Below are 19,090 nucleotides of genomic sequence, written 5' to 3' on the forward strand. Positions count from 1 at the left end.
TGCCCTCCGTACCGACCAGTCGGTAACGTTCTGTCCATGACTTCTCTGCCGCCCCGCGCGGGCCGCCGCTGCCACCACGTGCTCAACCCCGTCCACTCCACGGTGTACTTCTCGCCGGACCTGGACACCGAGTTCAAGGCGCTGGGCTTCGAGGACCAGTCGGCCATGCGGCTCGCCTCGCGCAGCGCCGCGATGGGGGCCGTCGGCGCGGGCACCGTCGCCGCGACCTTCTCCAACTACAACGTCGCCTTCCTGGCCCGGCACCTGCCCGCCGTCTGGGACATCGCCTCCCCCGCCGAGGTGGGGGCCGCGCGGCTGCGGACCGTGGACAGCACGCTGCGCCGGCTGCTGGGTGAGGAGGCGATCGCCTCGGCCGAGATGGCGGAGGCCGCCGAGCTCGCCCTGCGCGCCACCGAGGCCTGCACCCGGCACGCCCGGCCGCTCTACTCGGCCCACGCCGACCTGCCGGTCCCCGAGGCGCCGCACCTGCGGTACTGGCACGCCGCGACGCTGCTGCGCGAGCACCGGGGCGACGGCCACCTGGCGGCCCTGCTGACCGTGGGCCTCGACCCGCTGGAGGCGATGGTCAGCCACACCGCCACGGGCATGGGCATGAACCCGCGGTGGTCGCTGCGCGCCCGGGGATGGGCGCGCGCCGACTGGGACGCCGCCCTCGGCCGGCTGCGCGAGCGCGGCGTGCTGGACGCTCAGGGCGAGCTCACCGCCGAGGGCACGGCGCTGCGCGAGGAGCTGGAGGAGCTGACGGACCGCCTGGACACCGCCCCCTACGAGCACCTGGGCGCGGCGGGCGTGGAGCGGCTGACGGAGCTGGGCAAGGCCTTCCGCAACGCGGCGTTCCTGGCCGGCGCCTTCCCGGCGGACCTCAACGACAAGGGCTGACGGCACCGGTCCGGGCGGGCGCGGACCCGTCGGGGCCGGGGACTGTTCCGGACACGGCCCGGGGCGCGTGCGGGGTTCCGGCGGGGAAGACGGCACAATGCACTCGCAAGCTTGAGGCACGAGAAGGCGAGTCGGGACACCGTGACGACGTCCATCGAAGGCAGGATCGCCGAGGAACTCGGCGTACGTGAGCGACAGGTGAGGGCGGCCGTCGAGCTGCTCGACGGCGGCTCGACCGTGCCGTTCATCGCGCGCTACCGCAAGGAAGCGACCGAGATGCTCGACGACGCCCAGCTGCGCACGCTGGAGGAGCGGCTGCGCTATCTGCGGGAGCTGGAGGACCGGCGGACCGCCATCCTCGACTCCGTACGGGAGCAGGGGAAGCTGACGGCCGAGGTGGAGGCGCAGCTCCGGGCCGCCGACACCAAGGCCCGGCTGGAGGACATCTATCTGCCCTTCAAGCCCAAGCGCCGCACCAAGGCGCAGATCGCCCGTGAGGCCGGTCTCGCACCGCTGGCGGAAGGGCTGCTCACCGACCCTTCGGTGGAGCCGGCGGTCGCCGCGGCGGCCTTCGTGGACGCCGAGAAGGGTGTCGCCGACGCGGCCGCGGCCCTGGAGGGCGCCCGCGCCATCCTCACGGAGCGGTTCTCCGAGGACGCCGACCTGATCGGCGAGGTGCGGGAGCGGATGTGGAGCCGGGGCCGGCTGGCCGCGAAGGTGCGGGAGGGCAAGGAGGAGGCGGGCGCGAAGTTCGCCGACTACTTCGACTTCGCGGAGCCCTTCACCGCGCTCCCCTCGCACCGGATCCTCGCGATGCTGCGTGGCGAGAAGGAGGACGTCCTCACCCTGGAGCTGGAGCCGGAGGAGCCCTCGCAGACCCCCGGTCCTTCCGCGTACGAAGGGATGGTCGCCGCGCGCTTCGGTGTGGCCGAGCGGGGTCGTCCGGGCGACAAGTGGCTGCTCGACACGGTCCGTTGGGCGTGGCGGACGCGGATCCTGGTCCACCTCGGGATCGACCTGCGGCTGCGGCTGCGGACGGCAGCCGAGGACGAGGCGGTCCGGGTCTTCGCGGCGAACCTGCGGGACCTGCTGCTCGCCGCCCCGGCGGGGACGCGGGCGACGCTGGGCCTGGACCCCGGCTTCCGTACGGGGGTCAAGGTGGCCGTGGTCGACGGCACGGGCAAGGTGGTGGCCACCGACACCATCCACCCGCACGTCCCGGCGAACAGGTGGGACGAGTCGCTGGCGAAGCTGGCGGGGTTGGCGAAGGAGCACGCGGTCGAGCTGGTCGCCATCGGCAACGGCACGGCCTCCCGTGAGACGGACAAGCTCGCCGCCGAACTGATCGCCAAGCACCCCGAGTTGAAGCTCACCAAGGTGATGGTCTCGGAGGCGGGCGCCTCGGTCTACTCGGCCTCGGCCTTCGCCTCGCAGGAACTGCCGGAACTGGACGTCTCGTTGCGGGGCGCCGTGTCGATCGCGCGGCGCCTTCAGGACCCGCTGGCCGAGCTGGTGAAGATCGACCCGAAGTCGATCGGCGTCGGGCAGTACCAGCACGACCTGTCCGAGGTGAAGCTCTCGCGCTCGCTGGACGCGGTCGTCGAGGACTGTGTGAACGGTGTCGGTGTCGACGTCAACACCGCGTCCGCGCCGCTGCTTTCGCGGGTGTCGGGCATCGGCGCGGGGCTGGCCGAGAACATCGTCGCGCACCGCGACGCGAACGGCCCCTTCACGTCGCGCAAGGCGCTGAAGAACGTGGCGCGGCTCGGCCCGAAGGCGTACGAGCAGTGCGCGGGCTTCCTGCGGATCCGGGGCGGCGACGACCCGCTGGACGCGTCCTCGGTGCACCCGGAGGCGTACCCGGTGGTGCGGCGGATGGTGAAGACGACGGGTGGCGAGGTCGCCTCCCTGATCGGCAACACCGGGGTGCTGCGGTCGCTGCGGGCGGACGCGTTCGTGGACGAGACCTTCGGTCTGCCGACGGTCACCGACATCCTGCGCGAGCTGGAGAAGCCGGGACGGGACCCGCGGCCCGCGTTCAAGACGGCGACCTTCAAGGAGGGCGTCGAGAAGATCGGCGACCTGGTGTCGGGGATGGTCCTGGAGGGCGTGGTCACGAACGTGGCGGCGTTCGGGGCGTTCGTGGACATCGGCGTGCACCAGGACGGGCTCGTCCATGTGTCGGCGATGTCGAAGACCTTCGTCAAGGACCCGCGCGACGTGGTGAAGCCGGGTGACGTGGTCCGGGTGAAGGTCCTGGACGTCGACATCCCGCGCAAGCGGATCTCGCTGACGCTGCGGCTCGACGACGAGGCGACGGCGGAGGCGACGGCGGCTCCACAGCGGGAGCGGCGGGACCGCGGCGAGCGCGGAGAGCGCGGTGGTCGCCCGCCGCAGCAGCGCCGCGGCGCGGGCGGCGGCGGTGGCGTCTCCGACCGGGGCCGCTCCCAGGCCCCGGCCCCGTCGAACAGCGCGATGGCGGACGCCCTGCGCAAGGCGGGTCTCCTGAACGAGGGTGACGGCGGCAAGCGACGCGGCCGCTGACGGACGGGACGCGACGACGGGCCCGGCCTGGTGGCCGGGCCCGTCGTCGCGTCCGCCCACCCGCACCAGGGCCGGAGGCGCGGGCCGTCCAGGCCCCCGTTACGCGTTCGGCAGGAAGCGCAGCGCCCACTCCGCGCGGTGGGCGACCGTCAGGTCGTCGTCCTGGGTGAGGGGCTGGAGAAGGGCGCTGGAGCGGGTCGGGTCGGCCTGGACCAGGTCGACGATCTCCGCCGCCAGGGAGTCCTGGTCGTCGCCGAGGTCGACGGCGGAGGCCCGCAGGAGCGCCGGCAGGGCGTCCGGGCCGCCGATCGCGGCGAGGACACCGCCGAGGAGCTCGCGGGCGTAGGCGTTGCGCTCGACGAGGGCCCGGTCCAGTTCGGCCTGGAGGCGGGGCAGCATCGCCGCGTCGCCCGAGGCGGCGATCTCGTCGGCGAGGTCGATGGTCTCGTCGACGTCGGCGTCGAGGTCGTCCAGCATCTGGGTGAGCCGGGTCAGCAGGTCGGTCATGGTGTCTCCTGGAATGCGCCGTCCCTCAGGACGGGGACGGTCTTCGAGGTGTCGACCTCGGCGGCCACCGCGACGTCCTGCGGATAGCCGTACTCGTACAGTTCACGCCCTGAATCGCAGCGGTGCAGCTCCGCCGCCGGGTCCTCCGTCGCCTCCCACAGCGTCACCGCCGCCCGCGCCTGGGCCGTCAGGTCGTACGGCCCCGGGGCGGACAGCGCCGACAGGACCGCGCTCGCGCCCGGGAGGTCCTCCAGGGCCGGGCGCAGGGAGCCGTCGGGCCGTCGCCCGCCCGGGACGGCGTCCCGGGCGAGGGCGGCCGCCTCCGTCGGGCTCCCGCCGAAGCCGACGCCCATCAGAGCTCGGTCACCTTGCCGGCCGCGACCTCGACGCGCCGGGTGGTGTGGACCGCGTCCAGCATGCGCCGGTCGTGGGTGACCAGCAGGAGCGTGCCGGTGTAGGAGTCGAGCGCGGACTCCAGCTGCTCGATCGCCGCCAGGTCCAGGTGGTTCGTCGGCTCGTCGAGGACGAGCAGATTGACGCCCCGGCCCTGGAGGAGGGCGAGAGCGGCGCGGGTCCGCTCGCCCGGGGAGAGCGTGGTGGCGGGCCGCAGCACGTGCGCGGCCTTGAGGCCGAACTTCGCGAGCAGCGTCCGTACCTCCGCCGGCTCGGTCTCGGGGACGGCCGCGCAGAACGCGTCGAGCAGCGACTCCGAGCCGTGGAAGAGCCGGCGGGCCTGGTCGACCTCGCCGACGACGACGCCCGAGCCGAGCACCGCGTCGCCCGCGTCGAGCGGGAGGCGGCCGAGGAGCGCGGCGAGCAGCGTCGACTTGCCGGCACCGTTGGCACCGGTGATCGCGACCCGGTCGGCCCAGTCGATCTGGAGGGTGGCGGGCCCGAAGCGGAAGTCGCCGCGCCGGACCTCGGCCTCGCGCAGGGTCGCCACGACCGAGCCCGAGCGCGGCGCGGCGGCGATCTCCATCCGCAGTTCCCACTCCTTGCGGGGCTCCTCGACGGTGTCGAGCCGCTCGATCATCCGCTGCGTCTGGCGGGCCTTCGCGGCCTGCTTCTCGCTCGCCTCGCCGCGCAGCTTCCGGCCGAGCTTGTCGTTGTCGGTCGCCTTGCGGCGGGCGTTGCGGACGCCCTTGTCCATCCAGTTGCGCTGCATCAGCGCGCGGCCTTCGAGCGCGGCCTTCTTGTCGGCGTACTCCTCGAAGTCCTCGCGGGCGTGCCGGCGGGCGGTGTCCCGCTCCTCCAGGTATGCCTCGTAACCGCCGCCGTAGAGCGTGATCTGCTGCTGGGCGAGGTCGAGTTCCAGGACCTTGGTGACCGTACGGGTGAGGAACTCGCGGTCGTGGCTGATGACGACCGTGCCGGCGCGCAGCCCCTGGACGAAGCCTTCGAGCCGCTCCAGGCCGTCGAGGTCCAGGTCGTTGGTGGGCTCGTCGAGCAGGAAGACGTCGTAGCGGGAGAGGAGGAGCGAGGCGAGGCCCGCGCGGGCGGCCTGACCGCCGGAGAGCGAGGTCATCCGCTGGTCGAGGCCGACGGTCAGACCGAGGGACCCGGCGACCTCCTCGGCGCGTTCGTCGAGGTCGGCGCCGCCGAGGCCGAGCCAGCGCTCCAGGCTCACGGCGTACGCGTCGTCGGCGCCGGGCGCCCCGTCGACCAGGCCCTGGGTCGCCTCGTCCATGGCGACCTGTGCGGCCGCCACGCCCGTGCGGCGGGCCAGGAACTCCCGGACCGTCTCCCCCTCGCGCCGCTCGGGCTCCTGCGGGAGATGGCCGACGGTGGCGGTGGGCGGCGAGAGCTTCAGCTCGCCTTCCTCGGGGGTGTCGAGGCCCGCGAGCAGCCGCAGCAGCGTCGACTTGCCGGCGCCGTTGACGCCGACGAGGCCGATGACGTCGCCGGGGGCGACGACGAGGTCGAGGCCGGCGAAGAGGGAGCGTTCGCCGTGGCCGGCGGCGAGGTCCTTGGCGACGAGAGTGGCAGTCATCAGGGGATGAATCGTAAGCCACCGGCCCGACGCACCGTGGTGCGCCCGAACGGGTCCCGGTACGGTCCGGCCATGAGTGACGACGTGATCGACGACGTGGTCGTGGTGGGCGGCGGGGTCATAGGTCTGACCACGGCCCTGACGCTGGCCGAGCGCGGCCTGCGGGTACGGGTCTGGTCCCGGGATCCGGCGGCGGGGACGACGTCGGCGGTGGCGGGGGCGCTGTGGTGGCCGTACCGGATCGAGCCCGCGGAGCAGGTGGGCGGCTGGTCGCTGGAGTCGCTGCGCGTGTACGAGAAGCTCGCCGCCGATCCCGTGGGGACGGGGGTGCGCATCGTGGCCGGTGTCCACGCCGACACCACCCTCGCCGAGCTGGGCGACTGGGCGCGGGAGGTCTCGGGGCTGCGGCAGCTCACGGCGGCCCAGGTGCCGGGGCCCCACGGCACGGGCCTCGCGGCACGGTTGCCGCTGATCGACATGCCGGTCCACCTGGCGTGGCTGCGGGGGCGGGTCGAGGCGGCCGGTGGCGTCGTCGAGCAGCGGACGGTGACCGGGTTCGCCGAGGCGGCGCGGTCGGCGCGGGTGGTGGTGGACTGCGCGGGGTTCGGCGCGCGGGATCTCGTACCGGACGCGGGGCTGCGGCCGGTGCGCGGGCAGCTGGTGCTGGTGGAGAACCCGGGGATCGAGGAATGGTTCACGGCGGCCGACGGGGCGTCGAGCGAGACGACGTACTTCTTCCCGCAGCCGGGGCGGCTGATCCTGGGCGGGACCGCCCAGGAGGGCGACGAACGGCTGGAGCCCGATCCGGCGACGGCGGCGGCGATCGTGGCGCGGTGCGCCCGGATCCGGCCGGAGATCGCCGGCGCACGGGTCCTCGGGCACCGGGTGGGGCTGCGGCCCGCCCGGGCCGGCGGTGTCCGGCTGGACGCGGAGCCGCTGCCCTCCGGTGGCCGCCTGGTCCACAACTACGGGCACGGCGGCGCGGGCGTCACGGTCGCCTGGGGCTGCGCCCGGCGCGCGGCGGACCTGGCCTGCGGCTGAGGGGCCCGGGAGGCGTCCGCCTCCCGGGCCGTGCGGTGCGCCCGGTTTCAGCTCTTGGCGTCCGGTGGGGTCGTGCCGGGGCCGATGCGGAGTTCGAAGTCGCCGTCGTACTTCTCGTGGCCCGCGATCACGGCCAGCTCGATGACCTCCTCGCCCACCTCGCCCCGGACGATGAGCGGGTCCTTGCGCAGGTCCCGCATCAGCGCCACGCACATGCCGATCATCACGAGGACGAAGGGCGCGGCCACCAGGATGGTGAGGTTCTGCAGGCCCGCGAGCGCGTCGCCCTGACCGTCGCCGATCAGGAGCATGATCGCGGCGACGGCGCCGGTCACCACGCCCCAGAACACGACGACCGGGCGGGTCGGCTCGAACGAGCCGCGCTGCGAGAGCGTGCCCATGACGATCGAAGCCGCGTCCGCGCCGGACACGAAGAAGATGCCCACGAGGATCATCACGAGCAGGCTCATCGCCCCGGCGATCGGGAACTCCTGGAGCACACCGAAGAGTTGCCCCTCGGGCGTGGTCTCCGCCGCCAGCCGGCCCTCCTCGCTCAGCTTCATCGCGGTGCCACCGAAGACGGCGAACCAGACCAGGCTGACCACGCTGGGCACGAGGATGACGCCGCCGACGAACTGGCGGATGGTCCGGCCCCGGCTGATGCGGGCGATGAACATGCCCACGAACGGCGTCCAGGAGATCCACCACGCCCAGTAGAAGACCGTCCAACTGCCGAGCCACTCGTGGATGTTGTCGCCGCTGGTCGCCTCGGTGCGGCCGGCCAGCTGCGGGAGTTCGCCGAAGTAGGCGAAGATCGAGGTGGGCAGCAGGTCGAGCACGATGATGGTCGGGCCCGCGATGAAGACGAAGACGGCCAAGATCAGCGCCAGCACCATGTTCGTGTTGGACAGCCACTGGATGCCCTTCTCGACGCCGGAGACGGCCGACAGGACGAAGGCGACGGTCAGCACGGCGATGATGCCGACGAGCAGCCCGGTGCCGGTCTTCTCCATCCAGCCCAACTCCTCGAACCCGCTGCCGATCTGGAGCGCGCCGAGTCCCAGCGAGGCGGCCGAGCCGAAGAGGGTCGCGAAGATGGCCAGGATGTCGATGACCCGGCCCGGGCTCCCGTAGGCCGCCCGCTTGCCCAGCAGCGGCACGAAGACGGCGCTGATGGTCTGCCGTCGGCGCCGCCGGAACGTGGAGTAGGCGATCGCGAGGCCGACCACGGCGTAGATCGCCCACGGGTGGAGGGTCCAGTGGAAGAGGGTGGTGGCCATCGCGATCTGCATCCGCTCGGCCGAGTCCGCGGGGTCGGTGCCGGGCGGCGGGGTGCCGTAGTGGGCGAGCGGCTCGCTCACTCCGTAGAACATCAGACCGATGCCCATGCCCGCGCTGAACATCATCGCGATCCACGACACGGTCCGGAACTCCGGTCCCTCACTCTCGTGGCCGAGGGTGATCCGGCCGTAGCGGCTGATGGCCAGCCAGAGCGCGAAGATGACGAACGCGGAGGCGGCGAGCATGAACGCCCAGCCGCCGTTACGGATCAGCCCGTCGAGGAGCTTGCTGGAGACGCTCTCCAGGCTGTCCGTGGCCGTGGCACCCCAGACCACGAAGGCGACGGTGAGGACGGCGGTGACGCCGAACACGATCCGGTCCGTCCGGGCCTTGGGGTGGCTTCCGGGGTGGCGCGGGAGGTCGGCCGTCACCGACAGACCCTCCCGGCCTTCCCGGCCACCACCGCTCTCGGGGTCCCCCGGTTTCTGATCTTCCTGCGACACAGGTGGCACCTTTCACGGCATTACGGGACATACCTCACTCCGTATGGCAGCAGTACCACAGGTGAAGCGTCAGTTCCGGGACCAACTCAGCCTGTCAGCCCGTCAACAGGGCTCCACCGGCCGCCCGGTGGTGAGGCGGTACTCCGCGCGCCCGTCGAGCAGCAGGGTGACCAGGGCCCGGCGCGACTGGCGCAGGGGTACGAGCACGCCGTCGCCGTCCCGCCGGACCGTGATCCCGTGCAGCGCCAGCTCGTCGCCGAACTCGGCGTACTGCGCGGCGTCCAGGCGGTAGCCGCAGGGCGGGTCCTGGAGGATCTCGGCGGGTTCGGCGGGATCGTTGTCGGCGCCGCCCAGCAGGACCGGGCCCCGGTCGGCGAAGCCGGTGCGGCGCGCCTGCGCCGTGGCCGCGCCGAGGATCCCGCGCCGCTCGTCGACGTAGGCGAACGCGCCCTTCAGCGCGACGAGTTGGCTGGTCACCCGGCGCTTCCTGTTGCGCGCGTCGTCGTCGGCCTCGGCCTGGGTGAGCGCCTCGATGCGGGTCTCGACGAGCAGGCCGACGGAGTGCTTGACCCCCGCGGTGTTGCGCAGGATGCGCTCCTGGCCGTCGCCCGCGACCTGCTTCACGGGCTGCCCGGTGTGGGGGTCGGTCCAGATGCCGTAGACGCCGCTGGTGAAGCCGGAGATCCCGGCGGCCGAGCGGACGTACGACTCCGAGAGGGTGTGGGCCTCGTCGTGGACGTGGGGGTCGGTGTTGAGGTTGCGCGGCCAGAGGGCGAGGAGGTCCTTGTCGTAGTACGGCGAGGTGCCGTCGTACTCGTGCAGGTCGTAGACCAGCTCGGGGCGCCGGTCGCGGATGAGCGCGGCCATCGCCCGGCCCTCGGCGGTCTCCAGGGCGAGGTGGTCGCGGTTGACGTCGATGCCGTCGGCGTTGCCCCGGGTGTCGGCCTCACGCCCGTCCGGGTTGGCGGTGGGGACGACGAGGACGGTCGTACGGGCGAGGAAGCGCCGCGTCTTCTCGTCCCGCGCGTACGCCAGGTCTCGCACGGTGGTCAGGCAGGCCTCGCGGCCGGACGGTTCGTCGCCGTGCTGGGTGCAGACCAGGAGGACGGTGGTGGATCCGGGGCGGGGAGCGGCGCCGCCCGGGTCTGCCGCGTCCCCGCCCGTGGCGTCCCGGTGGGCATCCGCGCCGATGGTGGCGAGGCGGATCGGGCGGCCCTGCTTCGTCGTGCCGACGGTCCGCACCGCGACCCGGTCGCTCGCCCGGTCGGCGGCGGAGAGGAAGGACCGCTCCTCCGCCTCCGTCGTCCACCGGGCGCCATGGCTGGTCTCGAAACCGGTCCGTGGGGGCGGCGGCACGGAGGCCGCCGAGCCGTGCGCCTCGGTGGGCACGGCGACGAGCGGGAGGCCGAGCGCGGTGACGCCCGCGACGAGGGCGAGCGTGCGCCGCGCGGGGCGGTTCGGTGCGGGGGTCATCGGGCCTCACCCGGGACGGGGATGTCCGGGCGCGCGTGCCCGACACCCGAGAGCGGCCGCCCGGTCTGCGCCGGACGTGCGTCGACGGTACCGGCTGTCGCCCGCGCGAACGCCTCCGCACCACCGACGAGCGGCAGTTTCGCCGACGTCCGGGCGAGGTCGAGGGTGAGCGTCGGGGTCGACGCGGGCGGGTCGAGGAGGTCCCTGTCCGTGCCGCCGACGATCAGGGCGAGCCGGTGGCCGGCCGGGACGACATGGTCCGTGGCCGCCAGCTTCAGGGTGATCGTGTACGCCCTTCCGGGGGTCAGGGGACGGCCCTTGCCGGGGTCGGCCCAGGTGCCCAGGTCGGCCCAGCCTCGGCTGACGACGGTGAAGCCGACGTCGGCCGTCCGGGCCCTCGTCTCCTTGAAGCAGGCGGAGTCGCCGTCGGTGCTCGCGCCCCAGCAGGACCGCTCGGTGAGGGTGGTGATGCCCTCGCCGGCCACCGCGTAGTCCCGGATGGTGTCGGGGCCGAGGTCGACGAGCACGGCCGTCAGGTGCGCGGTCGAGGTCGTCGGGGTGGCGGTGACGGTCACCGTCGAGGAGCCGGAGAGCCGCAGGTCACGGGCGAGCGGGCGGGTGGTGAACCCGGCCTGCGCGGGGGTCGGGTCGTCGATCCGGGCGGCCCAGTCGGTCTCACCGAGGGTCGGGTCGTCGGTGAACGTCTCCGGGGTGCCGGGCGCGGCGGGGGCCCGGCCGAGGGTACCGGCGCGGGGCGCCGGACCCGTGTCCGGGCGCAGGATCGTGGGCGCGGTGGCACGCGGCGGCCAGACGCGGTCGGTGGTCCAGCGGTCCGGGGCCCGTTCGATGTCGGCCATCGGCTCGCGGTCGATGCCGTTGTCGTAGCCGAGGAGCTGGTGGTCGAACCAGCGGTGCAGGGTGCGGACCCAGTCGGCGCGTCGGAAGTCGAAGGGGTCGACATGACCGGTCTGGGAGAGCCAGATCTTGCGCTCGACGCCCTGGGCGGCGAGGGCGTCCCACCACTGGCCGAACTGGTTGGCTCGGACGTTGAGGTCCTGCTGCCCGTGCACGACGAAGACGCTGGCCCGCACCTTCCGGGCGTCCGGTACGTGGTTCCGCTCGCTCCAGGCGGGCGTCCAGTCGCCGCTGTACGGGGTGCCGGCGGTGACGCGGGCCTGGACGGCGCCGCAACGGGCGTTCGCCTCGGGGCTGTTGACGTACGCGGAGAGCCAGCTGGGGTTGGCGTCGTAGAGCGGGGCGCCCTGGGAGTGGAAGTAGTCGTACCAGGAGGAGATCGCGCCGATCGGGACGATCGTCTCCAGCCCCTCGACCCCGGTGGCGGCGACGCCGTTGGCGACCGTGCCGTCCCAGCTCTTCCCGATCATGCCGACCTTGCCGGTGGACCACGCGGTGGCCTTCGCCCGCTCGGCGCCGGTACGGGTGGTGTAGCCGCGCGCCCGGCCGTTCAGCCAGTCGACGACGGCCTTGGCGGACTGGACGTCGGAGCGGCCGCCGACGTCGTCGCAACCGTCGGAGCGGCTGGTCCCGGCGAGGTCGACGGCGACGAAGGCGTAGCCGCGCGGCACGAAGTAGTTGTCGTAGAAGAGCGGGAAGCGGACCGGGTTCCCCGCGGCGTCGTAGCTCTTCGTCTGGCTCTCGTTGCCGCGTCCGCAACAGGCGTAGTACGGGCTGGCGTCCATGATGACCGGGATCTTCCGGCCGGTGGCGGCGGGCTCGCGGGGGCGGACGATGTCGGCGGCGACCCGGTCGGTGCGGCCGTCACCGTCGCCGTCGAGCCCGGTGTCCACCCAGACGGACTCGCGTATCGCGCCGCCGTAGGAGTACACCGGCCGGGACTCCCGTACGACCGAGTCCCGCACGGCCGTGTCCCGTACGACCGAGTCCTGGGCGGCCCTGCCCCGCACGGCCGTGTCCCGTACCACCGAGTCCTGGGCGGCCCGGTCGGTGTCCCGCGCGACGGCGCCGGACGGCGCGACGACGGCGGACAGCAGGGCGGCCGTGGCGGCCACGGCGAGGGTTCCGTACGACAGCCGGGCTCCGCGGGTTCTCCGCACACGTATCGCCATGGGGCGGAACGTACCTCGGTCAACCCCCGGGCGACAGAGGGCCGTCGGTGCAGGAGTCGCCCAGAGGGGGCGGAGGGTTCGTTTCGGCCGAATGGCGATCGTGTGAAAGGAGGTGCTCTGGACGTGACGGGGCATCACCGGGATGAATAGCGTCGCTAAGGACCGAACACCCCTCACGCTTCTTACCGACTTGGAGCTCTCGTGCACCGCAGACTTGTCGTTCCGAGCGCACTCGCGGCCTCTCTCCTGCTGGCGATCCCGGCATCGGCCGCCGACTACGTTCCGGGCGCATCGGGCATCGGCGACCCCTATTACCCGTCCAGTGGCAACGGCGGCTACGACGTCTCCCACTACGACCTGCGGCTGACGTACCAGCCCGCGACCGACCTGCTGGAGGGCACGGCGACGATCCTCGCCACCACGAAGCAGAACCTCTCCCGCTTCAACCTCGACCTCGGACTGACGGTCAGCGAGGTGCGGGTGAACGGCAGGAAGGCCGCGTTCACCACCCGCGGCGAGCAGGAGCTGGAGATCACCCCGGCGACCCCGCTGGAGAAGAACCGTACGATCTCGGTCGTCGTGCGGTACGCGGGCAAGCCCTCCGAGGTGAAGATCGGCGGCTGGACCGCGTGGCACCGCACGCCCGACGGCGGTGTGGCGGCCCAGGAGCCGGACTCGGCCGCCTGGTGGTTCCCGTCCAACGACCACCCCCTGGACAAGGCCACCTACGACGTCTCCGTCTCCGTGCCCGACGGCACGCAGGCCATCTCCAACGGCGTGCTCCAGTCGCAGTCCTCGCGGCTCGGCCGGACGCGCTTCAACTGGCGCTCCGACAAGCCGCAGGCGTCCTATCTGGCCACGCTCGCGGTCGGCAGGTTCGACATCACCACGGACCGGACCGCCAACGGCCTGCCCGTCCTCAACGCCTACAGCAAGGACCTCGGCGACAACGCGGGCGCGGCGCGGGCCTCGATCGAGCGGACGGGCGAGGTCGCGGAGTGGCTGGAGGGGGTCTTCGGGCCGTACCCCTTCAACGCGCTCGGCGGCTACGTCCCGAACGTGACGAGCGGGTACGCGCTGGAGACCCAGACCCGGCCGTTCTACAGCCCCCGGCAGTTCGCCAACGGGGCGAACGTGTCGGTGGTCGTCCACGAGCTGGCGCACCAGTGGTACGGCGACAGCGTCTCGGTCGACCGGTGGAAGGACATCTGGGTCAACGAGGGCTTCGCCCGCTACAGCCAGTGGCTGTGGTCGGAGAAGGAGGGCGAGGGCACGGCGCAGGAGCTGGCGGACTACACGTACGCGTCGCGGGGCGCCGACGACCCGTTCTGGACGGTGAAGCCGGGCGACCCGGGGCCGGAGAACCAGTTCCACAGCGCCGTCTACGACCGGGGCGCGCTGGCGCTCCAGGCGCTGCGCAACGAGATCGGTGACGAGGACTTCTTCGCGATCCTGAAGGGCTGGCCGACGGAGTTCGCGTACGGCAACGCCAAGGTCAAGGACTTCGTGACGTACGCGGAGCGCGTCTCGGGCGAGCCGCTCGCCGCGCTCTTCGACAGCTGGCTGTACGAGCCGGGGAAGCCGGCCGCCTCGACGGCGGCCGCGGCGGGGGTGCCCGAACGGTCGGCGGGGGCGCAGGCCCGGTCGGCGGCGCCGGCGCGTGCCGTTCCGCCGGTGCGGCCGAAGTCCTGGAAGAAGATCGCGGAGACGAACACGATCCACCAGCACGGCGACCACTGACGGCCGTCGCTTCCGCTCGCCGACGGTACGGGCGCGCCCCGCTCCCCACCGCCCTCGGGGGCGGGCGGGGGCGGGGCGCGTCCGTGCCGGGCGCGTCCGTGCCGCGCGCGTCCGTGCCGCGCGCGTCCGTGCCGCGCGCGTCCGTGCCGCGCGCGTCCGTGCTGGTCAGTAGGCTCCCCGGCGGTACGGGCGGCGCGTGCCGAGGCCCTGCGGCGCGCGGCGGCGGGCGACCCGGCGGAGGCGCTGGCCCTCGGCCCGCGTCCCGACCCCCGCGCCCGGGGCGGGCCGGGGCTGAGAGCGCTTTCGCCCTCCGCCCTCGCCCGCCCCACCAGGGGTTACCCTCGACGCTGTCAGCACGCACCGTCGCACCACCGTGCCCGTGGGGAGCCAGCCTTGAGCGAAACGACGTCCGGGACACGCCCGACCCTGGAAGCCGTCGCCGCGCGCGCCGGGGTGTCCCGGGCGACGGTGTCCCGTGTCGTCAACGGCGGCGCCGGGGTGCGCGAGGCGCTCGCGGAGAAGGTGCGCGAGGCCGTCGACGAGCTCGGCTACATCCCCAACCACGCGGCGCGGACCCTGGTGACCCGGCGGAACGGCGCCGTCGCCGTGATCATCGCCGAGCCCGAGTTCCGGATCTTCTCGGATCCCTTCTTCGAGCAGCAGGTGCGCGGCATCAGCCGTGAACTGACCGCCTTCGACGCGCAGTTGGTACTGCTCTGGGTGGAAGGACCGGGCGACCACGAGCGGATCGCGCGGTACCTCGGCGGCGGACACGTCGACGGGGCCCTCGCCTTCTCGCTCCACAACGACGACCAGCTCCCGGAGATCGTCCGGCGCGCCCAGGTGCCGACGGTCTTCGGCGGGCGGCCCGGCTGGACGGGCCCGGCGGGAGAGCCCCCGGTGCCGTACGTCGACTGCGACAACAGGGGCGGGGCCCGTGCCGCCGTGCGCCATCTGCGCGCGCTCGGGCGCCGGACCGTCGCGCACATCGCCGGCCCCGGCGACCAGACCTCCTCGCTCGACCGGCTCGACGGCTACCGTGACGAACTCCCGGACGCCGGGCCTGAGCTGGTGGCCGAGGGCGCGTTCACGGAGGAGAGCGGGGCGCGCGCGATGGCCGAACTCCTGCGTCGCCGCCCCGACCTGGACGCCGTCTTCGCCGCCAACGACCTGATGGCGTCGGGCGCGCTCAGGGTGCTGCGGGAGCACGGCCGGCGCGTCCCGGACGACGTGGCGCTCGTCGGCTTCGACGACATGCTCCCGGTGGTCGAGGCCACCGACCCGCCGCTCACGACGGTCCGTCAGGACATCGAAGGGATGGGCCGGTTGATGGTACGGCTCCTGATGGGCACACTCGACGGCGCGGGCGTGCCCGAACCCGTGATCACCGCCACCGAGCTGATCCGCCGGGCCTCGGCCTGACCCCGCCCCCCAGCGGATCCGGCGCGTACGGCTCGTGAAGCGCCGGGACAAGTCCCGGCCTACTCCGAGCTGTTACCCGTTCGACTCTTGACGGGACCCCGGGCCGGGAGGGACGCTCCACACGCATTCCTGAGAGCGCTCTCAAGACGGAGGCCACCCATGCCCACAGCCCGAGCCGCCAGAACGTCCGCCGCCGTACGGATCGGCGCGGTCGTCCTCACCGGGGCCCTGCTCGCCGCCTGCGGATCCGGTGGATCCGACGGCACGTCCGACAGCGCGGGCGGAAAGGTCACGATCACCGTCGACCTCTTCGGCTCGTTCGGCTACAAGGAGGCCGGGCTCTACGCCGCGTACGAGAAGCTGCACCCCGGGGTGACGATCAAGCAGACGGACACCGAGGACGAGCAGGACTACTGGAAGTCGCTCCAGACCCGGCTGGCCGGTGGGGGCGGGCTCGCCGACGTCCAGGGCATCGAGGTCGGCCGGATCGCCTCCGTCACCCAGCAGCAGTCGGACAAGTTCGAGGACCTGACCAAGTACGGCGCGGACACGCTCAAGGGCGAGTTCGCGGACGCCAAGTGGTCCGCCGCGACCACCCAGGACGGCAAGGTCCTCGGCCTCGGCACGGACGTCGGCCCCGAGGCCATGTGCTACCGCACGGACCTCTTCAAGCAGGCCGGACTCCCCACGGACCGCACGGAGTTGGCGCAGAAGTGGTCCACCTGGGACGGCTACCTGGACCTCGGCCGGCAGTACAAGGCCAAGGCCCCGGCGAAGAGCGCCTGGCTCGACAGCGTCGGCAGCCTCTTCACGGTCATGATCGGCCAGGAGAAGGAGCGGTACTACGACGCCTCCGGCAAGCTCGTCTACGCCGAGAGCCCGGCCGTGAGGACCGCGTGGGAGACCTCGGCGAACGCCGCGAAGGAGGGCCTCAGCGCCAAGCTCGACCAGTGGTCGCCGCAGTGGAACCAGGCCTTCTCGGCCGGCTCCTTCGCGACGCTCCCCTGCCCCGCCTGGATGCTCGGCTACATCAAGGGCCAGGCCGGTGACGCGGGCAAGGGCAAGTGGGACATCGCCAAGCTGCCCGGCGGCGCCGGCAACTGGGGCGGTTCGTACCTCTCCGTACCGCGCGCGGCGAAGCACAAGAAGGAGGCGTACGAGCTGATCAAGTGGCTCACCGCCCCCGAGCAGCAGGCCACGCTCTTCCAGAAGCAGGGGAACTTCCCGTCCTCGACGGGCGCCATCGCGCAGGTCGCGACCGCGACGGACCCGTACTTCTCCGGCGCGCCGATCGGTCAGATCTTCGGCGACGCGGCGAAGGCGGCCCCGGTGCAGGTGCTAGGGGTCCACGACAAGAACGTCGCCGACCAGATCACCAACGCGCTGAGCGAGGTGGAGCGCAAGGGCACCTCGCCGGAGAAGGCGTGGTCGAACGCGCAGAAGGGCGTCGAGAACGCCGTCGGCTGACGGCGGGGGCCGGGGGCGGACACCCGCCCCCGGCCCCGCCCGTCCCCGGCCCCGCCCGTCCCCCGGGGCGCCCGTCCCCCGGGGCGCCCGTCCCCCGGGGCGCCCGCCCCCCGGGGCGCCCGCCCCCCGGGGCGCCCGCTTCCGGGGCGCCCGCTTCCGGCTCCCCACAGCCCACACCGCGCACCCACCGCACCGCATCGCCTTCGCACCCCACCGCACCGCATCGCACGCATCGCATCACACCGCACCGCACCGCACCGCACCGCACGCACCGCACCCGCTCATCCGACCCGAAGGGCCGCACCGTGACCCTGACCGCCTCCGGGCCGACGGCGGCGCCCGTCCCGCCGCCGTCGGCCCGGCCCTCCGGGCCGTCGCGCCGCCGCCGACGGTCCGCGCTCGTCCCGTACGCCTACATCGCCCCGTTCTTCACCCTGTTCGCGGCCTTCGGCCTCTTCCCGCTGATCTACACCGCCTTCGTCTCGCTCTACCGCGTCGAGCTGCAGACCCCCGGCGACATGGAGTGGCGCGGCTTCGGCAACTACACGGCGCTGCTCACCGACGAGTTCTTCTGGACCGCGCTGCGCAACACGTTCACCATCGGGGTCCTGTCCACCGTGCCCCAGCTCGCCATGGCGCTCGGTCTCGCCCATCTGCTCAACTACAAGCTCCGCGGCCGGACGTTCTTCCGTACGGCGATGCTGCTGCCGTACGCGACCTCCGTCGCCGCCGCCACGCTCGTCTTCGCCCAGCTCTTCGGCCGGGACTTCGGACTCGTCAACTATGTGCTCTCGCTGGTCGGTTTCGGCCCCGTGGACTGGCAGAACAGCACGCTCGCCTCGCAGATCGCGGTCTCCTCGATCGTCGTCTGGCGCTGGACGGGCTACAACGCGCTGATCTACCTCGCGGGCATGCAGTCCATCCCGTCCGAGCTGTACGAGGCGGCGGAGATGGACGGGGCCTCGCGCTGGCGGCAGTTCTTCCATGTGACGCTGCCCGGACTGCGGCCCACGATCGTCTTCACCACGGTCGTCTCCACGATCGGCGCGACACAGCTCTTCGGTGAGCCGCTGCTCTTCGAGGGCTCGATCTCGGGCGGCATCTCGCACCAGTACCAGACGCTCGGGCTCTATCTGTACGAACAGGGCTGGGGCTTCTTCCACCTCGGCCGCGCGGCCGCCATCGCCTGGCTGATGTTCCTGCTCATTCTCGTCCTCGTCGGGGCCAACGCCCTGCTCGTGCGCCACCGTTCGCGGAAGGAGGGCCGGGCGTGACCACACGTGTCGCCGGCCGTACGGGCCACGGGGGCCGGATCACGTACGCGATCCTGATCCTCGCCCTCCTCGTCTCGGCCTTCCCGTTCTACTGGACGATCGTCGCCGCCAGCCGTTCCAACGCCGATCTCGCCCAGGTGCCGCCGACGCTGCTGCCGGGGCCCAACCTGATCCGCAACTTCGAGGCGGTGATGGAGGAGGCGGACATCGGGAAGGCCCTCGTCAACTCGCTCATCGTCTCCGGCTCCATCACCGTCGGCACCGTGCTGTGCTGCACGCTGGCCGGGTTCGCCTTCGCCAAGCTGCGCTTCCGGGGCCGGGGCGCGCTGCTCGCGCTCACCGTCGGGACGATGATGATCCCGCCGCAGCTCGGGGTGATCCCGCTCTTCATGCTGATCGCCGAGCTGGGCTGGGTGAACCAGCTGCAGTCGGTCATCCTGCCGGGCCTCGTCTCGGCCTTCGGGGTGTTCTTCATGCGCCAGTACCTGGTGCAGTCGCTGCCCGACGAGCTGATCGAGGCGGCCCGGGTCGACGGGGCGTCCTCGGCGCGGATCTTCTGGTCGGTCGTGGTGCCGATAGCCCGGCCGGGTATGGCGGTGCTCGGGATGCTCACCTTCATGGCCGCCTGGAACGACTTCTTCTGGCCGATCATCGCGCTGTCCTCGCAGGAGCCGACCGTGCAGGTCGCCCTCCGTCAGCTCGGCGGCGGTTACGTCCACGACCAGTCCGTGATCATGGCGGGCACCCTGCTCGGCACGCTGCCGGTGCTGCTCGTCTTCGGCCTGCTCGGCCGGCAGATCGTCGGCGGCATCATGCAGGGCGCCGTCAAGGGCTGAGCGCGTGGCCGACCGTACCCCCTTC

The 19,090-nt window shown here is 72.8% G+C and carries 14 protein-coding genes; 8 read left to right on the forward strand and 6 right to left on the reverse strand.

All coding sequences use genetic code 11. The features are described from left to right. Positions 1-36 precede the first annotated feature (36 nt). Together ACIPPS_RS09770 and ACIPPS_RS09775 are read left to right on the forward strand one after the other, a co-directional pair. A complete protein-coding gene (locus ACIPPS_RS09770; protein ID WP_401428965.1) occupies positions 37-900 on the forward strand; it encodes a hypothetical protein in 864 nt (287 codons plus the stop codon). Positions 901-1,041: 141 nt separating this feature from the next. Beyond that, positions 1,042-3,444 carry a Tex family protein gene (locus ACIPPS_RS09775; protein WP_401428966.1) on the forward strand — a complete coding sequence of 801 codons (2,403 nt, stop codon included), beginning with the start codon at positions 1,042-1,044 and terminating at the stop codon, positions 3,442-3,444. 99 nt (positions 3,445-3,543) lie between these two features. Here ACIPPS_RS09775 and ACIPPS_RS09780 read toward each other — a convergent pair whose 3' ends face one another. Genes ACIPPS_RS09780 through ACIPPS_RS09790 form a run of 3 tightly spaced genes read right to left on the reverse strand, consistent with a single transcriptional unit; the run spans position 3,544 to position 5,941 of the window. Continuing rightward, on the reverse strand, positions 3,544-3,951 hold the full coding sequence (locus ACIPPS_RS09780) for a hypothetical protein (protein WP_401428968.1): 408 nt from the start codon (positions 3,949-3,951) through the stop codon (positions 3,544-3,546). Beyond that, on the reverse strand, positions 3,948-4,304 hold the full coding sequence (locus tag ACIPPS_RS09785; protein WP_401428971.1) for a 2-phosphosulfolactate phosphatase: 357 nt from the start codon (positions 4,302-4,304) through the stop codon (positions 3,948-3,950). Before ACIPPS_RS09785 ends, ACIPPS_RS09780 begins: the two co-directional genes overlap by 4 nt. Then, positions 4,304-5,941 carry an ABC-F family ATP-binding cassette domain-containing protein gene (locus ACIPPS_RS09790; protein WP_401428974.1) on the reverse strand — a complete coding sequence of 546 codons (1,638 nt, stop codon included), beginning with the start codon at positions 5,939-5,941 and terminating at the stop codon, positions 4,304-4,306. Before ACIPPS_RS09790 ends, ACIPPS_RS09785 begins: the two co-directional genes overlap by 1 nt. Positions 5,942-6,013: 72 nt before the next feature. On the opposite strand from ACIPPS_RS09790, the gene ACIPPS_RS09795 reads away from it, so the two are divergent. Further along, positions 6,014-6,982, forward strand: coding sequence for an NAD(P)/FAD-dependent oxidoreductase (locus ACIPPS_RS09795; protein WP_401428976.1), 969 nt, complete (start codon positions 6,014-6,016; stop codon positions 6,980-6,982). Between the two features lie 47 nt (positions 6,983-7,029). Here ACIPPS_RS09795 and ACIPPS_RS09800 read toward each other — a convergent pair whose 3' ends face one another. The 3 genes from ACIPPS_RS09800 to ACIPPS_RS09810 form a co-directional block, all read right to left on the reverse strand. Next, positions 7,030-8,766: a BCCT family transporter gene (locus ACIPPS_RS09800; RefSeq protein ID WP_401428979.1), complete on the reverse strand. Its 1,737-nt coding sequence runs from the start codon at positions 8,764-8,766 to the stop codon at positions 7,030-7,032. Between the two features lie 102 nt (positions 8,767-8,868). Continuing rightward, entirely contained in the window at positions 8,869-10,239 is a 1,371-nt protein-coding gene (locus ACIPPS_RS09805; RefSeq protein WP_401428981.1) for a M14 family metallopeptidase, read from the reverse strand. Then, complete coding sequence (locus ACIPPS_RS09810; protein WP_401428984.1) at positions 10,236-12,326, reverse strand: Xaa-Pro dipeptidyl-peptidase; 2,091 nt, start codon at positions 12,324-12,326, stop codon at positions 10,236-10,238. The genes ACIPPS_RS09805 and ACIPPS_RS09810 overlap by 4 nt, the downstream gene beginning before the upstream one ends. A gap of 201 nt (positions 12,327-12,527) precedes the next feature. On the opposite strand from ACIPPS_RS09810, the gene ACIPPS_RS09815 reads away from it, so the two are divergent. The 5 genes from ACIPPS_RS09815 to ACIPPS_RS09835 all read left to right on the forward strand — a co-directional run bounded on the left by ACIPPS_RS09815 (position 12,528) and on the right by ACIPPS_RS09835 (position 19,065). Next, positions 12,528-14,066 (forward strand): M1 family metallopeptidase, encoded by a 1,539-nt coding sequence (locus tag ACIPPS_RS09815; RefSeq protein WP_401428986.1) that lies wholly within the window; start codon positions 12,528-12,530, stop codon positions 14,064-14,066. Between the two features lie 393 nt (positions 14,067-14,459). Continuing rightward, complete coding sequence (locus tag ACIPPS_RS09820; protein ID WP_401428989.1) at positions 14,460-15,488, forward strand: LacI family DNA-binding transcriptional regulator; 1,029 nt, start codon at positions 14,460-14,462, stop codon at positions 15,486-15,488. A gap of 159 nt (positions 15,489-15,647) precedes the next feature. After that, the gene (locus ACIPPS_RS09825) at positions 15,648-16,955 is read left to right on the forward strand and encodes an extracellular solute-binding protein (protein WP_401428991.1); all 1,308 of its coding nucleotides are present in this window, start codon (positions 15,648-15,650) and stop codon (positions 16,953-16,955) included. A gap of 305 nt (positions 16,956-17,260) precedes the next feature. Then, entirely contained in the window at positions 17,261-18,229 is a 969-nt protein-coding gene (locus tag ACIPPS_RS09830; protein WP_401428994.1) for a carbohydrate ABC transporter permease, read from the forward strand. Further along, positions 18,142-19,065, forward strand: coding sequence for a carbohydrate ABC transporter permease (locus tag ACIPPS_RS09835; RefSeq protein ID WP_401429565.1), 924 nt, complete (start codon positions 18,142-18,144; stop codon positions 19,063-19,065). The genes ACIPPS_RS09830 and ACIPPS_RS09835 overlap by 88 nt, the downstream gene beginning before the upstream one ends. Positions 19,066-19,090 lie beyond the last annotated feature (25 nt).

The organism is Streptomyces sp. NPDC090127 (assembly GCF_044746945.1).
Lineage (GTDB): Bacteria > Actinomycetota > Actinomycetes > Streptomycetales > Streptomycetaceae > Streptomyces.

Coding starts and splice junctions, on each gene's coding strand:
- ACIPPS_RS09785 (WP_401428971.1), bottom strand. CDS start 4,304: ATGGGCGTCGGCTTCGGCGGGAGCCCGACGGAGGCGGCCGCCCTCGCC.
- ACIPPS_RS09780 (WP_401428968.1), bottom strand. CDS start 3,951: ATGACCGACCTGCTGACCCGGCTCACCCAGATGCTGGACGACCTCGAC.
- ACIPPS_RS09810 (WP_401428984.1), bottom strand. CDS start 12,326: ATGGCGATACGTGTGCGGAGAACCCGCGGAGCCCGGCTGTCGTACGGA.
- ACIPPS_RS09825 (WP_401428991.1), top strand. CDS start 15,648: ATGCCCACAGCCCGAGCCGCCAGAACGTCCGCCGCCGTACGGATCGGC.
- ACIPPS_RS09770 (WP_401428965.1), top strand. CDS start 37: ATGACTTCTCTGCCGCCCCGCGCGGGCCGCCGCTGCCACCACGTGCTC.
- ACIPPS_RS09795 (WP_401428976.1), top strand. CDS start 6,014: ATGAGTGACGACGTGATCGACGACGTGGTCGTGGTGGGCGGCGGGGTC.
- ACIPPS_RS09790 (WP_401428974.1), bottom strand. CDS start 5,941: ATGACTGCCACTCTCGTCGCCAAGGACCTCGCCGCCGGCCACGGCGAA.
- ACIPPS_RS09805 (WP_401428981.1), bottom strand. CDS start 10,239: ATGACCCCCGCACCGAACCGCCCCGCGCGGCGCACGCTCGCCCTCGTC.